Below are 14,129 nucleotides of genomic sequence, written 5' to 3' on the forward strand. Positions count from 1 at the left end.
TGACGGGAGCAACAGTGGCGACCCAGGACGAACGACGCGCGGCGACCCGCGCGGCACTGCTGGACGCGGCGCAGGACTCCCTCGTCGACCGTGGCGTCGCCGGCACCACCACCGCCGAGGTCTGCGCCCGGGCCGGGGTCTCCTCCGGGGCGCTGTTCAACCACTTCCCCAGCAAGGCCGCCCTGCTGGGCGCCGTCGCCGGGCGGGCCTTCGACGCCGCCGTCGAGCAGTACGTCGCCCGGTTCACCGCGGTGTCCGCCGTGGGCGGCGATCCGCTGGGCGACGCCGTCCGGCTGTTCTGGCAGATCCACGACGAGCCCCGCATGGCCGCGGTCCTGGAGCTGTTCGTCTCGGCGCGCACCGACGCCGAGCTGGCCGGGCACCTGGCCGCGGTCAACGCCCCGCACACCGTCCGCGTGCTCGGTGTCGCCCGCGACCTGCTGCCCCAGTACGCCGACCATCCCGCCCTGGAGGCGGTCTTCGACCTCGCGGCCAGCGCCGTCTTCGGCGTCGCGCTCGGCGTCGCCGGGGAGGCCGACCGCAAGAGCCGGGTCGAGACCCTCGTGACCGTCGTCCGGGCCCAGCTCGATCCCCCCTCCCCTCCCTCCTGAAGGAGCACCGCACCGTGGAGCAGTTCCTGCGCGGCTCGCTGGCCGACATGGCCGAGGTCGACCTGATCCTGTGGGCGATCCCGGTCTTCTTCCTGCTGATGCTCCTCGAGGGCGTCGTCCTGACCCGGGAGGCCAGGGAGGACGCCATCGACCGCGCCGGCGAGGAGGCGGCACGGAAGGGCTATGCGCTCAAGGACACGGTCACCAGCCTGACGATGGGGCTGGGCAGCCAGATCATCCTGGCGCTCACCACGCTCCTCGGCCTCGGCGGCTACCTGGTGTTGTGGAACCTCACGCCGTTCGACCTCGGGTCGGGCTGGGTCGCCTGGACCGTCGCGATCCTCGGCAAGGACTTCGTCTACTACTGGTTCCACCGCGCCTCGCACGAGATGCGGTTCCTGTGGGCCGCGCACGTCGTGCACCACTCCAGCGAGCACTACAACCTGTCGACGGCGCTGCGCCAGGCGTGGACCCCGCTCACCGCCTGGCCGTTCGGCGCCGTGCTGATCCTGCTCGGTGTGAACCCGGCGCTGTTCGTGCTCGCCAGCTCGATCAACCTGCTCTACCAGTTCTGGATCCACACCGAGGCGATCGACAAGCTGTGGCGGCCGTTCGAGTACGTGTTCAACACCCCGAGCCACCACCGCGTGCACCACGGGATGAACCCTCAGTACCTCGACAAGAACTACGGCGGCATCCTCATCGTCTTCGACCGGTGGTTCGGCACGTTCGAGCCCGAGGTCGAGAAGGTGCGCTACGGGATCACCAAGCCACTGGAGAGCTACAACCCGTTCTGGGTCTTCGCCCACGAGTACGTCGCGATCGTCCGTGACATGCGCTCGGACCGGCGATGGGCCCACCGGGTCGCCCGGCTCTGGCGCGGTCCGGGGTGGGCCCCCGCCCCGGCCACCGCGGACTCCTGACCGGTCGGCAGCGGGCCCGGCACGTGCTGCCGGGCCCGCCGCCGGCGGCGGAATTGGCGGAGGCGGACGGGAATCGAACCCGCCTGGCCGAGATGCTCGACCACGTCGGCTTTAGAGGCCGCGGGGGCCACCAGACACCCTGACGCCTCCATCGGGCAGCGTACGTGCCGGAAACTGTCGGAGGGTCCTGCCAGCCTTTCCCCGTGACCCGCACCGAGCACCGCACCCCCGCTCCGCTGCCCCCGGTCGACCTCACCCCCGAGGAGGCCGCGGCCGTCGTGGGCGCGCTGGCGGCCCGGCCCGACGGTCCGTTCGCCGAGGCCGGGCACGCGGCGCTGGAGAAGGTGCTCACGGCGCTGGAGCCCGATCCGGGCCGGCGGTCGCAGATGCTGGCGAGCAGCCGGTGGGTGGCCGCGGACGCCACGCGGACGGCCGAGGTGCGGCGCTCGGTCGAGCAGGGGCTCGCCGAGCGCCGGGTGCTGGTGCTGGACTACTGCGACGGGCAGAACCGCTGGTCGCAGCGCGCTGTCGAGCCGCAGCTGCTCGTCCGCGACGGATCCGCAGAGTTCCTCGTCGCCTGGTGCCGCGAGCGCGAGGCGCTGCGCTGGTTCCGGGCCGACCGGATCAGCGAGGTCCAGCTCACCAGCGAGGCGGCCCCGCGGCGCGAGCTGCCCGGCGTCGACACACCGCAGGCGTCGAACCACCCCGCCGGCCGGAAGCTCCCCCGCGCTCCGGTCGCGCAGCCGGAGGCACCCCGTCTCCGGCTGCTCCCCGGCGGCCTCACCTGACCCGCGCCTAGATTCGGTCCCGTGACCACCGCATCCACCAGCATCCGGCTCACCCAGTACGCACACGGCGGCGGCTGCGCCTGCAAGATCCCGCCCGGCGAGCTCGAGGCGGTGGTCGCCGGACTGACGTCGCGAGGGCCGGTCGATCCGGCGGCCGAGCTGGTGGTCGGCCTGGACGACGGCGACGACGCGGCAGTGGTGCGCATCGCCGGGGGGCAGGGGCTGGTGCTCACCACCGACTTCTTCACCCCGGTCGTCGACGACGCCTACACCTTCGGCCGGATCGCGGCGGCCAACGCGCTGTCCGACGTCTACGCCATGGGCGGCACCCCGGTGGTCGCGGTCAACCTGCTCGGCTGGCCGCGTGACGTGCTGCCCACCGAGCTCGCCGCCGAGGTGCTGCGCGGTGGCCTCGAGGTGGCGCAGGAGGCCGGTTGCCACGTCGGCGGCGGCCACTCCATCGACGACCCCGAGCCCAAGTACGGCATGGCGGTGACCGGCGTCGTCGACATCGACCGGCTCATCACCAACTCCGGCGCGGTCGCGGGCACGCCACTGAGCTTGACCAAGCCGCTGGGCGTCGGGGTGCTGAACAGCCGGATGAAGGCCACCGGCGAGGTGTCGGAGGAGGCGGTCGCCTCCATGACCGCGCTCAACCGCGACGCCGGCCGGGCCGCGGTCGCCGCCGGCATCCGCGCGGGCACCGACGTCACCGGGTTCGGGCTGCTCGGCCACCTCTACAAGATGGCGCGGGCCAGCGGCGTCACCGCCGTCGTCGACGCCGCCGCCGTCCCCTACCTCACCGGCGCCCGGCAGGCGCTGGCCGACGGGTTCGTCTCCGGGGGTACGCGGCGCAACCTCGACTGGGTGCGGCCGCACACCGACCTGTCCGGGGTGAGCGAGGACGAGGCGCTGCTGCTCGCCGACGCCCAGACCTCCGGTGGGCTGCTGCTGGGCGGCGAGGTGCCCGGCGCACCGGTCATCGGTGAGTTCGTGCCGCGGCAGGAGTTCGTGGTCGTCCTCCGCTGACCTCCCGGCGCAGTGCCAGGGCCACCCCGACCGCGCAGACGAGGATCCCGGGCAGCGCGGTCGGTCCGGGGGCCTGGCCGAACATCGCCCACGCCCACAGCGCGGTCGCCGGCGGGGTCAGGTACAGCAGGGTGCTGGCGGCGGTCGCGCCGGAGCGCCGCACCACGAACAGGTAGCTGCCGTAGCCACCGATGGTCGACAGCAGCACCAGCCACCCCATCGCCGTCCAGAACACCGGGTCGGCCGGCGGGGCGAACTCCCCCCGCACCCCCGCCACCGAGCCGAAGACGAGCGCGGCGACGGCGGACTGCAGGGCCAGGGAGACGACCAGCGACTCCGACGGGGCCCACCGCCGCTCCAGCAGCGTGCCCGCGGCGAGCCCGGCGAGGGCGACCACCGGGAGCAGGTAGGCCACCGGCGCGGCACTGCCGTCCCGAGGTCGCCGGCGACCACGAGGGCCACCCCGCTCGCTCCGACCAGCAACCCCACCCGCTGCCGGACCGACGTCCGCTCCCCCAGCAGCGCCCCGGCGAGTGCGGCGACGAGCAGCGGCTGCAGCGCCGCGACGAGGGCCGAGGTCCCCGCGGGGACGCCGGCCCCGGCGGCCGCGAAGACCCCGCCCAGGTAGACCGCCTGCACGAGGACCCCGAGGCAGACCTGCCGCAGCAGCGGGCCGCGCCGCACGCGGGCGCCCCGGAGCAGCGCCCAGCCGCCGAGGAGTACGGCGGCGAGCCCGGTCCGCCAGGCCAGCACGGTGCTGACCGGGGCGTCCCGGGTGGCCAGCTCGGCCCCGACGAAGCCGGAGGACCAGCACACGACCAGGACGGCGGCGGCCGCAGCATCGGTTCGGGAGCTTCTCACCGGTCCGAGATAACCACACCGGTCGGTATACTCGCAGTGGACCCAGGAGGCCCCATGCCCGATGTGCAGCAACGTCCGCTGACCCCGGCCGGCGAGCGCCTGCTCGCGGCCGCCTCGTCGCTCTTCTACGCCCACGGGATCCGGGCCGTGGGCGTCGATGCGATCGCCGAGGCAGCGGGCACGACGAAGAAGACCCTCTACGACCGGTTCGGCTCCAAGGACGCGCTGGTCGCCCGCTACCTGCAGCACCGCGCCGCGCGCTGGCAGCAGGACCTGGAGGAGGAGCTCGCCTCGCGCCCTCCCGGCGTCGATCGGGTGCTCGCCGTCTTCGACGTCGTCCGCCGCTGGCAGGAGGGGCGAGACCGCGGCTGCGCGTTCATCAACGCCTACGCCGAGATCGGCGGGACCGACCATCCGGCCCTGCCGGTGATCCGCGCCGAGAAGGAGTGGATGCGACGGCGCTTCACCGACCTGGTCGCGGACACCGGGGCCGCCGATGCCGGACGCGTCGCGGCGACCGTGCACCTGCTCTACGAGGGCGCACTGGTGGCGTCCACCGCCGGCGACGACCCCGACGCCCTGTCGACGGCACGGGAGGCAGCCGCCCGCCTGCTCGGATAGGTTCGCGATCATGCTGGCAGCCTTCGTCTCCACCCCCGCCCCGAAGGACCCGCTCTCCGTGCTGGAGGTGGGCGAGCGTCCCGAGCCGGAGGCGCCCGACGGCTGGACGACGATCCAGGTGAAGGCGGTCTCCCTCAACCACCACGACCTGTTCAGCCTGCAGGGCATCGGGCTGCCCGCCGAGCGGATGCCGATGATCCTGGGCACCGACGCCGCGGGCATCGACGAGGACGGCAACGAGGTCGTCGTCCACGGGGTCGTCTCCACCCCCGACTGGATGGGTGACGAGACCCTCGACCCGAAGCGCTCGCTGCTGTCGGAGGTGCACCAGGGGTCGATGGCGGAGAAGGTCGCCGTCCCCCGCCGCAACCTGCTGCCCAAGCCCGCCGAGCTCTCCTTCGCCGAGGCCGCCTGCCTGCCCACCGCGTGGCTGACCGCCTACCGGATGCTCTTCGTGAAGTCCGGCCTGCGCCCCGGCCAGACCGTGCTCGTGCAGGGCGCCAGCGGAGGCGTGGCGACGGCGCTCATCGTGCTGGGCCGGGCTGCCGGCTACCGGATCTGGGTGACCGGCCGCAGCGAGGACAAGCGCGCCGCCGCGCTGGCGCTGGGCGCGGAGCAGGCCTTCGAGTCCGGCGCGCGGCTGCCCGAACGGGTCGACGGCGTGATGGAGACCGTGGGCGAGGCGACCTGGAGCCACAGCATCAAGTCGCTCAAGCCCGGTGGCGTGCTGGTGACCTCCGGCGCCACCACCGGCTTCAACCCGGGCGCCGAGCTGAACCGGGTGTTCTTCACCCAGCTGTCGGTCATCGGGTCCACGATGGGGACCAAGGCCGAACTCGAGGCGCTCATCCAGATGTGCGCCGTGACCGGCATCCGGCCGCAGATCGACGTCGAGCTGCCGCTGGCGCAGGCCCACGAGGGCTTCGCGCGGATGCTCGAGGGACGTACGAACGGGAAGATCGTCTTCACTCTCTGAGGAGGCCGCCGGTGATCGCTCGCACATGGCGAGGCTGGGTCGCGACCGCGGACCGGGACGCCTACGTCCGCTACGTCGAGCGCACCGGGGTCGCCGAGTACCGACAGACGCCGGGCAACCGGGGCGCACACCTGCTCACGCGCGATCTCGGCGACGGGCGCACCGAGATCCTGACCGTCAGCTTCTGGGACGACCTCGAGGTGATCCGCGGGTTCGCCGGCGAGGACGTCGAACGGGCGGTCTTCTACCCCGAGGACGACCGCTACCTGGTCGACCGCGAGGACACGGTCAGCCACTACGAGGTCGCCGCCGGGAGCTGACCCGGGCTCAGTGCACGAGCTTCAACCCGACGACGCAGCCGACGATCCCGGCGAGCAGGAGCATTTTCAGCACGGACGCGGACTCGGCGCCGGTGACCATCGCGTAGGAGACGGTGAGCACCGCGCCGATGCCGACCCACACCGCGTACGCGGTGCCCAGCGGTATCTCCCGCATGGCGTAGGCGAGACCGGCCATGCTGCCGACGAGCGCCACGCCGAACACCAGCGACGGCACCAGCCGGCTGAACCCTTCCGTGCGGTCCAGGGCCGTGGCCCACACCGCCTCGAGCAGGCCCGAGACCACCAGCACCAGCCACGCCATGACGAACTCCCGTGGCGCCGTCTTGTCGCACTCCGGGTACGGCACCGCTCGTCCGGGAGCCGTGATCCCGGCTCGCCCTCGACCATAAGCCTTTCCGTGCGTCAAAGCAGGTTGACACCTCCCGCGATTGCAACCTAAGTTGACAGCCATGGCCGACACAGCAGAGGTGGCCACCGCCGCCGGCAGCAAGGACCCGTCCGTGGGCCTGAAGGCGGTCCGGTCGATGCGGGTGCTCGTCGAACGCCTGGAGGCCCTCCAGGTGCAGAACGCGCGCGAGCAGGGCTGGACGTGGGAGCAGATCGCCCAGCTGCTCGGCGTCACCCGGCAGGCGGTGCACAAGAAGTACGCGAGCGGTCGTGGGCCGCTCCGACGGAAGGACTGACCATGTTCGAACGCTTCGCCCGTGAGGCCCGCGAGGTCGTCGTCGGCGCGCAGGACGAGGCCCGCGTCCTGCACTCGCCCACCATCGGCACCGAGCACCTGCTGCTCGCGCTGCTCCGCCAGCCCACCCCCTCGGCCGCGGTGCTCACCCGGCACGGACTGTCGGCCGACGAGGTCGCGACCGACGTCGTCCGGTTCACCGGCAGCGCCGATCTGGACGCCGACGCCCTCACCAGCGTGGGCATCGACCTCGACGCCGTCCGCAGCAGCGTGGAGGCCGCCTTCGGTCCCGGCGCCCTCGACGACCCGAAGTCGAAGCCGGCGCGCCCCGGGCACATCCCGTTCACCCCACGGGCCAAGAAGATCCTGGAGCTCTCGCTGCGCGAGGCGCTGGCTCTGAAGTCACGCAGCATCGCCGACGGCCACATCGCGCTCGGACTGCTGCGCGAGGGCGAGGGCCTGGCCATGAAGATCCTGCACGACCGGGGCGTCGATGCGGTCAGCCTGCGGAAGGACCTCGAGCTGGTGCTGAACTCCTGAGCAGGATCGCGGCCGCGACGGCGGCCAGCGCCGCCGCGATCGCCGCGCCGGCGAAGACCGTGTGCAGCTGGGTGAGCAGCGCGGCCTCCGTCGCGGCGTCGTAGGCGGCGCAGTCCGCCGGCGACGAGGGACACAGCTCCATCGGCGTTCCGACGGCCGCCACCTCGGCGGTGAACCGGCGCAGGGCGACGGCGGTGAGCAGCGAGAGCCCGACCAGCATCCCCACCGTCCGGGCGACGACGGCGAGCGCACCCGCGCTGCCGTGCACCTCGGGCCGGGTGACGGCGAGCAGGACGGCGTTCACCGGGGCGATCGCCAGGCCGAAGCCGAGGCCCGCCGCGAGCAGGACCACCCAGGAGCCGGCGCCGTCCAGCGCCTTCTCGTCCCAGCCGGTCATCACCACGAAGGCCACGGCCGCCAGCGCCATGCCTCCCGCCGCCACGATCCGCGGCGCGACGAACCGGCACAACCATCCGCCGGCGACGGCGCCCACCGGCACGGCCACCAGCAGCCGCACCAGCACGAGTGCGGCTCCCAGCTGATCGCCGGGCGTGGTGGTCGCCCGGGCGAAGAGCGGGATGTCGACCAGCGCCGCCACCAGTGCGACGCCGACGAGCAGGTTCACGACCAGCGCCCCCCAGGCGCCCACGGGCCGCAGCGCGTCCAGCGGCAGCACGGGGTTGGCTGCGCGCCGCTCGTGCAGCACGAACAGCAGCGCCGCGACCGCCGACAGCGGCAGGAGGACCCAGCCGTGGGCGACGACCTGCGTCTCGGTGTCGGCGGCGGCGAAGGCCCACACCAGGGCACCGAGCGCGACGACGGCGAGCGTCGATCCCACGACGTCGACCTCGCGGGCCAGCGCACCCAGGCCACGCAGCGGGAGCACCGCACCGGCCGGGTGCAGCAGGCTCCTCGCTGCGAGCCCGGCCGCCGCGACGAGGGCCGCCAGGACCAGCGGCGTCGTCCACGACGCCGAGTCGGTGAGGGGGACGTAGAGCAGGCCGAGGGTCACGTCCTCGGCGAGCGCCGTCGGCTCGGCGAGCTGCAGGCCGAGGGCGGCGGCCGCGACCGACGCCAGCAGCAGTCCGACGACGTCGGGCCGCCGCACCCGTCCGGCGACGGCGATCCCCGCTGCCAGCCCGAGGCCCAGCAGCAGGTTGAGCCAGAAGATCGCCCGCCAGTCGGCCACGGCCAGGACGGCGGCGCCGGCGAGCGGGCCGAGCACCGCGCCCGCCTCCTGCACGGCGCCGACCACGCCCAGCGGCACCGACCGGCGCTCCGGCGCCCACCGGTCGGCGACGAGCGCCAGCGTGGCCGGCACGAGTCCGCCGGCCCCGATGCCCTGCAGCCCGCGCCCGGCCACCGCGAGCCCGAGGCTGTCCGCCGTCGCGGTCAGCAGCGAGCCGAGGGCGAACAGCAGCAGGCAGCCGATGAGCACGGGGGTGCGACCGCGCAGGTCGGCGAGCCGGCCCAGCAGCGGCAGGGTGGCGGTGTAGCCGAGCAGGAAGCCGCCGACGATGGGCGTCGCCCGCTGGAGGTCGTCCAGCCCGACCCCGACACCGGTCAGGATGTCGGGCAGCGCCAGGACGACGACGTAGGTGTCGGCGGCGGTGACCAGGACCGCCAGGGTGGCGAGGGCGACCGCCGCCAGACCCGGGGCGCGGGCGCTGCCGACGGCCGACGTCTCAGCCGGTGGCGGGTGCGGTGATCTCGACATCGGCCCCGAAGTCGCTGAGCTCGAGCGTGTAGGTGCCGTCCTCGCCGGCGGCGAAGAACGGGCCGGTCAGCGTCGCCCGGCGCAGCTCGCCGGACTCCGATGCGATGGAGAACGTGGCCTGCACCGCCTGCGACGGGTCCTGGCTGGTGAGCAGCTCCTGGACCAGGTCGCCGGGCAGCTCGGCGGTCACCTCGCGGACGACCTCGCCGTCGACCCGCCGCTCCTCCCCCAGCTCGGCGTCCCGCGCCTCGGTGAAGAGCTGGGAGATGCCGGTGTCGGGGTCGATGAGCGCACCCGGGTCACCGATGCCGAACTGGGCGGGGTCGATGACGGTGAAGTTCGGCGCGAAGGGCAACTGGGCGTAGACGGTGCCGTCGACGGAGACGACGTCCAGGTCGACGGTGGAGCCGAGCGCCACGACCTTCAGCGTGCCCGTGAACGAGGCCGGACGGGCGATGTCGCCCTCACCGCCGACGAGGGCGGTGCCCGTGCTCGGCGCTCCCTCGCTGGCCAGGACGAAGTGCGCGCTGGAGGCCTCGTCCAGCGCCGTCTTGGCGCGGTCGAGCAGCTCCGTCGCCGACTCCCCGGACTCCTCCTCGCTGCCGCTGCAGCCGGCGAGCACCGGCCCGACGACGAGGGCGAGCGCGATCAGCGGAACCCGTGACCGGCGCAGCAGCATGGTGACCTCCCCGTGGGCCGGGCGGAGCCCGGGCGTACCGAGGGCGGACAGTAGCGCGGCGGTACGTCAGACCGCAGGAACGGTGCGCGCGGCGATCCGCGCGGCGGCCTTCGCCCGGTTGCGCTCGGGGAGGAAGTCCAGCGCCGGCGCCAGCTCGGCGGCCCGGTACTTCTGCGTCGTCCAGGCCCTGAACGTGAGGTCGACGGTCACCGAGTGGTCGGGGCGGGAGACGACCTCGATCGGATCCCCCGCGCCGAGCTCGCCGACCTCGAGCACGCGGAGGTACGCGCCGGGGGCGCCGCGGGCGGTGAACCGCTTGACCAGCTGCGGAACGTCCCAGAAGCGGGCGAAGTTGGCGCACGGGATGCGGGGGGCTGTCACCTCGAGCAGCGCCGTCCCGACCCGCCACCGCTCGCCCAGCAGGGCGAGCGTCAGGTCCAGCCCCGACGTCCGCAGGTTCTCGCCGAACCGGCCGGGCGGCAGCTCTCGGTCGAGCTCCGCCGCCCACCAGTCGGCGTCCTCCTGGGCGTAGGCGTAGACCTGCTGGCCGTCGCCACCGTGGTACTTGCGGTTGACCTGGACGTCGCCGTCCAGACCGTGCTCGCCGACGGCGACGCGGCCGAGCACCAGCTGCTTGTCGATGCCGGTGCGGACGGGCTTGCGGCCCGCCACCGCGGGCAGGTCCGTGCCCGATACGCAGACGGCCTCGAGCCGCCCGCTCACTTCGGCTTGGACGACGCGGTGGACTCGTTGGTGGAGAGCGCGGCCACGAAGGCCTCCTGGGGGACCTCGACGCGGCCGACCATCTTCATCCGCTTCTTGCCCTCCTTCTGCTTCTCCAGCAGCTTCCGCTTGCGGGTGATGTCACCGCCGTAGCACTTGGCGAGGACGTCCTTGCGGATCGCGCGCACCGTCTCGCGGGCGATGACCCGGGAGCCGACGGCTGCCTGGATCGGCACCTCGAACTGCTGGCGCGGGATTAGCTCGCGCAGCTTGCCGGCCATCATCACGCCGTAGCTGTAGGCCTTGTCCTTGTGCACGATCGCGCTGAACGCGTCGACGGCCTCGCCCTGCAGCAGGATGTCCACCTTGACCAGCGCGGACTCCTGCTCGCCGGCCTCCTGGTAGTCCAGGCTCGCGTAGCCGCGGGTCTTGGACTTCAGGGCGTCGAAGAAGTCGAAGATGATCTCGCCGAGCGGCAGCGTGTAGCGCAGCTCGACGCGGGACTCGCTCAGGTAGTCCATGCCGCCGAGCTGGCCGCGGCGCCCCTGGCAGAGCTCCATGATCGCGCCGGTGTAGTCACTCGGCGCGATGATCGTGGCGTTGACGATCGGCTCGAAGACCCGGTCGATCTTGCCCTCGGGCCAGTCGCTCGGGTTCGTCACGGTGATCTCGGAGCGGTCCTCCATGACCACGCGGTAGACGACGTTCGGCGCGGTGGAGATGAGGCTGATCCCGGCCTCGCGCTCCAGCCGCTCGCGGACGATCTCCAGGTGCAGCAGGCCGAGGAAGCCGACGCGGAAGCCGAAGCCCAGCGCCGCCGACGTCTCCGGCTCGTAGGTCAGCGCCGCGTCGTTGAGCAGCAGCTTGTCCAGCGCCTCGCGCAGCAGCGGGTAGTCGCTGCCGTCGATCGGATAGAGACCGGAGTAGACCATCGGCTTGGGGTCGCGGTAGCCCCCGATCGACTCCGCCGCCGGCTTGTGCTGCAGCGTGACGGTGTCGCCGACGCGGGACTGGCGGACGTCCTTCACGCCGGTGATGAAGTAGCCGACCTCGCCGACGCCCAGGCTCTCGACGGGCTTGGGCTCCGGGGAGATGACGCCGATCTCGAGCAGCTCGTGCGTCGCGCCGGTCGACATCATCTTGATCTTGTCGCGCGAGGAGATCCGGCCGTCGACCACGCGCACGTAGGTGATGACGCCGCGGTAGATGTCGTAGACCGAGTCGAAGATCATCGCGCGGGCCGGGCCTGCGGCCTCGCCGGTCGGGGCGGGGATGCGGTCGACGATCAGGTCGAGCAGCTCCGGAACGCCGACGCCGGTCTTGCCGCTGACCCGCAGGACGTCGTCGGGCTCGCAGCCGATGATGTGCGCGATCTCCGCCGCGTACTTCTCGGGCTGCGCCGCGGGCAGGTCGATCTTGTTGAGGACCGGGATGATCGTGAGGTCGTTCTCCAGCGCCAGGTACAGGTTGGCCAGCGTCTGCGCCTCGATCCCCTGCGCGGCGTCGACCAGCAGCACGGCGCCCTCGCAGGCGGCCAGCGAGCGGGACACCTCGTAGGTGAAGTCCACGTGGCCCGGGGTGTCGATCATGTCGAGCACGTACTCGGTGCCGGTGTGGGCGCCGGAACGCGGCGTCCACGGCAGACGGACGTTCTGCGCCTTGATCGTGATGCCGCGCTCGCGCTCGATGTCCATGCGGTCGAGGTACTGGGCACGCATGTGCCGCCCCTCGACGAGGCCGGTGACCTCGAGCATCCGGTCGGCCAGCGTCGACTTGCCGTGGTCGATGTGGGCGATGATGCAGAAGTTCCGGATGAGGGCCGGATCGGTGGCAGCAGGAGTCGTCACAGTGGCGCCATCGTCCCACGCCTCCGACGGCCGGGGCGGCACGACCCGGCAGATCGGGCCGCGGACCTCCCGTGGTTCCGCGAACGCCGGTTCGGGGCAGAGGCAGCACGTGTTCCTGACAGCGACCCTGCGGCCCGCGCCGACGGCCTCCCCACGGGCCCTCCCGCGAGCCCCGGCGGGGACGGCGATGCGCCGCTCGCCGCGATCGCTGCGCACGCACCCCGTCGCGGTCACCGCGTTCTCCGCCCTGGTGCTCGCGCTGCTCGTGGAGGCCGCGCCGGTCGTCGGTGGGGATTTGGTCGCGCAGGAGTGGTGGGCCTCGTGGGCGACGACGAACCGGGCTCCGGTGGACCTCGGCTGGTACGGCGGCGTGACCGTCGCCTCCTACAGCCTGCTGAGCCCCTGGGTCCAGGCGCTCCTGGGCCTGCCGCTGGCGGGGGTCGTGGGCACGGTGCTGGGGGCGGCCTGCACCGCGACCCTGCTCGGCCGGCTCGCGCCCACCCCCACGCGCTGGACCGTCGCCGGGATCTGCGCTGCCGCCACCTGGGCCGCCAACGAGTGGAGCGGTCGCACCACCTTCGGGCTCGGCGCCGCGCTGGCGTGCCTGGCGCTCGTCGTGGTCAGCGGACGCCGCGCGCGCATCGGGCGACCGGCCGGCGTCGTGCTGGCGGCGATGGCCGGGGCGATGAGCCCCGTGGCGTCGGTCTTCCTGCTGCTGGCGGCCGCCGCGTGGTGGTGCGGCCGGCAGCCGTCGGTGCGCATCTCCTCGTGGCGCCCGGGTCCGGTGGAGCCGTGGCTGATCGCCGCCGGCGCGCTGGTCCCTGTCGGGATGGCGCGGCTGCTGGGCGCGGTCAGCGGTCCCCAGCCGACGAGCGCCGCCCAGATGCTGGCCGCGGTGGCGGCGACCGGCCTGGTCGCGGCTCTGGTTCCGCCGGGGCACCGGGCGCTGCGCGCCGGCGCGGGCTTCACCGTCGTCCTCCTGCTCGCGACGTGGCTAATCAGCAGCCCGGTCGGCTCGACGTCCACCCGCCTGGTCCTGCTCTTCGCCGTCCCGGTCCTGGTCGCCGGTGCCCGCCACCGCCCGGCGGTGGTCTTCCTCGCCGTGGTGGGGGTCGGCTGGCTGCTGCCCCCGGTCGTGGCGAAGGACCTCATGCCCCGGGAGCCGGCGCAGCCGACCGGGGCGCTGCTGGCCGAGCTCCAGGACCGCGGGCCGGTCGGCCGCATCGAGGTGGTGCCGCTCAACAGCCACGAGGAGAGCGTCTCCGTGGCGCAGGACATCCCGCTGGCCCGCGGCTGGCTGCGGCAACTGGACACCGTGCACGCCGGACTGTTCTACGACGGCTCGCTGGACGCCGACAGCTACCTGGACTGGCTGCGCGACGCCGGCGTCTCCTACGTGGTGCTCCCCCGCGCAGACTTGGACTGGCCCTCCGGCGGCGAGGCGCGGCTGCTGCGCGACGGGGTGCCGGGCCTGCGGGAGGTGTGGTCCGACCGGTCGTGGCGGCTGTTCGAGGTGTCCGACGGCGGGCTGCTGCGGGGCGACGCCACCCTGGTGTCCAGCGACCGGTCGCAGCTCGTGGTGGACGTGCCGGCCGCCGGTCAGGTGGACATCGCGCTGCGCTGGACGCAGTGGTCGTCGGTCGAGGGACCTGGTGGCTGCGTGAGCCCCGGCGACCGCGACGGCTGGACGACGCTGACGGCGGACAGCCCGGGCCGCTACGTGCTCACGAGCGCGTGGCAGCCCACGGGCCGGTGCGGGTGAGGATGTCGACCAGCCGGGTTGGGAACCAT

General features: G+C 73.3%; 16 protein-coding genes, 1 tRNA gene, 1 pseudogene and 1 riboswitch. Of the genes and pseudogenes, 10 read left to right on the forward strand and 8 right to left on the reverse strand.

Annotated elements, in window-relative coordinates; translation table 11 throughout:
• The first annotated feature begins 14 nt into the window (after positions 1-14).
• Together LBW97_RS02885 and LBW97_RS02890 are read left to right on the forward strand one after the other, a co-directional pair.
• A complete protein-coding gene (locus LBW97_RS02885) occupies positions 15-611 on the forward strand; it encodes a TetR/AcrR family transcriptional regulator (protein ID WP_224497899.1) in 597 nt (198 codons plus the stop codon).
• Between the two features lie 14 nt (positions 612-625).
• Entirely contained in the window at positions 626-1,534 is a 909-nt protein-coding gene (locus LBW97_RS02890; protein ID WP_224497900.1) for a sterol desaturase family protein, read from the forward strand.
• A 54-nt stretch (positions 1,535-1,588) separates the two neighbouring features.
• On the opposite strand, the gene LBW97_RS02895 is transcribed toward LBW97_RS02890, so the two are convergent.
• Positions 1,589-1,684 (reverse strand) — tRNA-OTHER (locus LBW97_RS02895).
• 53 nt (positions 1,685-1,737) lie between these two features.
• On the opposite strand from LBW97_RS02895, the gene LBW97_RS02900 reads away from it, so the two are divergent.
• A complete protein-coding gene (locus LBW97_RS02900) occupies positions 1,738-2,322 on the forward strand; it encodes a YafY family protein (protein ID WP_224497901.1) in 585 nt (194 codons plus the stop codon).
• Between the two features lie 21 nt (positions 2,323-2,343).
• Complete coding sequence (gene selD, locus LBW97_RS02905; protein WP_224497902.1) at positions 2,344-3,351, forward strand: selenide, water dikinase SelD; 1,008 nt, start codon at positions 2,344-2,346, stop codon at positions 3,349-3,351.
• On the opposite strand, the gene LBW97_RS02910 is transcribed toward selD, so the two are convergent.
• Entirely contained in the window at positions 3,302-3,766 is a 465-nt protein-coding gene (locus tag LBW97_RS02910; protein WP_224497903.1) for a DMT family transporter, read from the reverse strand. The genes selD and LBW97_RS02910 overlap by 50 nt on opposite strands.
• 44 nt (positions 3,767-3,810) lie before the next feature.
• Positions 3,811-4,347: pseudogene (locus tag LBW97_RS20570) on the reverse strand (EamA family transporter); the annotation flags it as partial.
• On the opposite strand from LBW97_RS20570, the gene LBW97_RS02920 reads away from it, so the two are divergent.
• From LBW97_RS02920 to LBW97_RS02930, 3 genes are read left to right on the forward strand one after another with little or no spacing between them, the layout of a single operon-like run.
• Positions 4,267-4,833: a TetR/AcrR family transcriptional regulator gene (locus LBW97_RS02920; RefSeq protein ID WP_224497904.1), complete on the forward strand. Its 567-nt coding sequence runs from the start codon at positions 4,267-4,269 to the stop codon at positions 4,831-4,833. The pseudogene LBW97_RS20570 and the gene LBW97_RS02920 overlap by 81 nt on opposite strands.
• Positions 4,834-4,843: 10 nt before the next feature.
• A complete protein-coding gene (locus LBW97_RS02925; RefSeq protein WP_224497905.1) occupies positions 4,844-5,809 on the forward strand; it encodes a zinc-binding dehydrogenase in 966 nt (321 codons plus the stop codon).
• Positions 5,810-5,820: 11 nt separating this feature from the next.
• The gene (locus tag LBW97_RS02930) at positions 5,821-6,129 is read left to right on the forward strand and encodes an antibiotic biosynthesis monooxygenase (protein ID WP_224497906.1); all 309 of its coding nucleotides are present in this window, start codon (positions 5,821-5,823) and stop codon (positions 6,127-6,129) included.
• A gap of 7 nt (positions 6,130-6,136) precedes the next feature.
• Here LBW97_RS02930 and LBW97_RS02935 read toward each other — a convergent pair whose 3' ends face one another.
• Complete coding sequence (locus LBW97_RS02935; protein ID WP_224498236.1) at positions 6,137-6,451, reverse strand: multidrug efflux SMR transporter; 315 nt, start codon at positions 6,449-6,451, stop codon at positions 6,137-6,139.
• Positions 6,452-6,462: 11 nt separating this feature from the next.
• A riboswitch (guanidine-III (ykkC-III) riboswitch) is annotated at positions 6,463-6,528 on the reverse strand.
• A gap of 71 nt (positions 6,529-6,599) precedes the next feature.
• Here LBW97_RS02935 and LBW97_RS02940 point away from each other — a divergent pair.
• Both LBW97_RS02940 and LBW97_RS20175 read left to right on the forward strand, forming a co-directional pair.
• Positions 6,600-6,833: a helix-turn-helix domain-containing protein gene (locus tag LBW97_RS02940; RefSeq protein WP_224497907.1), complete on the forward strand. Its 234-nt coding sequence runs from the start codon at positions 6,600-6,602 to the stop codon at positions 6,831-6,833.
• 2 nt (positions 6,834-6,835) lie between these two features.
• Complete coding sequence (locus LBW97_RS20175) at positions 6,836-7,372, forward strand: Clp protease N-terminal domain-containing protein (RefSeq protein WP_304505389.1); 537 nt, start codon at positions 6,836-6,838, stop codon at positions 7,370-7,372.
• On the opposite strand, the gene LBW97_RS02955 is transcribed toward LBW97_RS20175, so the two are convergent.
• From LBW97_RS02955 to lepA, 4 genes are all read right to left on the reverse strand, one after another.
• A complete protein-coding gene (locus LBW97_RS02955; RefSeq protein WP_224497908.1) occupies positions 7,332-9,089 on the reverse strand; it encodes an MFS transporter in 1,758 nt (585 codons plus the stop codon). The two genes, LBW97_RS20175 and LBW97_RS02955, sit on opposite strands and share 41 nt — an antisense overlap.
• The gene (locus LBW97_RS02960) at positions 9,058-9,768 is read right to left on the reverse strand and encodes an LppX_LprAFG lipoprotein (RefSeq protein ID WP_224497909.1); all 711 of its coding nucleotides are present in this window, start codon (positions 9,766-9,768) and stop codon (positions 9,058-9,060) included. The genes LBW97_RS02955 and LBW97_RS02960 overlap by 32 nt, the downstream gene beginning before the upstream one ends.
• Before the next feature lie 66 nt (positions 9,769-9,834).
• Positions 9,835-10,440 (reverse strand): MOSC domain-containing protein, encoded by a 606-nt coding sequence (locus tag LBW97_RS02965; RefSeq protein ID WP_224497910.1) that lies wholly within the window; start codon positions 10,438-10,440, stop codon positions 9,835-9,837.
• A gap of 47 nt (positions 10,441-10,487) precedes the next feature.
• Positions 10,488-12,338 carry a translation elongation factor 4 gene (gene lepA, locus LBW97_RS02970; protein WP_224497911.1) on the reverse strand — a complete coding sequence of 617 codons (1,851 nt, stop codon included), beginning with the start codon at positions 12,336-12,338 and terminating at the stop codon, positions 10,488-10,490.
• A gap of 187 nt (positions 12,339-12,525) precedes the next feature.
• On the opposite strand from lepA, the gene LBW97_RS02975 reads away from it, so the two are divergent.
• Positions 12,526-14,100 carry a hypothetical protein gene (locus LBW97_RS02975; RefSeq protein WP_224497912.1) on the forward strand — a complete coding sequence of 525 codons (1,575 nt, stop codon included), beginning with the start codon at positions 12,526-12,528 and terminating at the stop codon, positions 14,098-14,100.
• Positions 14,101-14,129 lie beyond the last annotated feature (29 nt).

This window comes from Blastococcus sp. LR1 (assembly GCF_020166105.1).
Classification (GTDB): Bacteria; Actinomycetota; Actinomycetes; order Mycobacteriales; family Geodermatophilaceae; genus Blastococcus.

Bases quoted from the DNA above. Each gene is read 5' to 3' on its own strand.
- LBW97_RS02925 (WP_224497905.1), top strand. From the start codon at position 4,844: ATGCTGGCAGCCTTCGTCTCCACCCCCGCCCCGAAGGACCCGCTCTCC.
- LBW97_RS02920 (WP_224497904.1), top strand. From the start codon at position 4,267: ATGCCCGATGTGCAGCAACGTCCGCTGACCCCGGCCGGCGAGCGCCTG.
- LBW97_RS02960 (WP_224497909.1), bottom strand. From the start codon at position 9,768: ATGCTGCTGCGCCGGTCACGGGTTCCGCTGATCGCGCTCGCCCTCGTC.
- LBW97_RS02935 (WP_224498236.1), bottom strand. From the start codon at position 6,451: ATGGCGTGGCTGGTGCTGGTGGTCTCGGGCCTGCTCGAGGCGGTGTGG.
- LBW97_RS20175 (WP_304505389.1), top strand. From the start codon at position 6,836: ATGTTCGAACGCTTCGCCCGTGAGGCCCGCGAGGTCGTCGTCGGCGCG.
- LBW97_RS02975 (WP_224497912.1), top strand. From the start codon at position 12,526: ATGCGCCGCTCGCCGCGATCGCTGCGCACGCACCCCGTCGCGGTCACC.
- LBW97_RS02955 (WP_224497908.1), bottom strand. From the start codon at position 9,089: ATGTCGAGATCACCGCACCCGCCACCGGCTGAGACGTCGGCCGTCGGC.
- LBW97_RS02940 (WP_224497907.1), top strand. From the start codon at position 6,600: ATGGCCGACACAGCAGAGGTGGCCACCGCCGCCGGCAGCAAGGACCCG.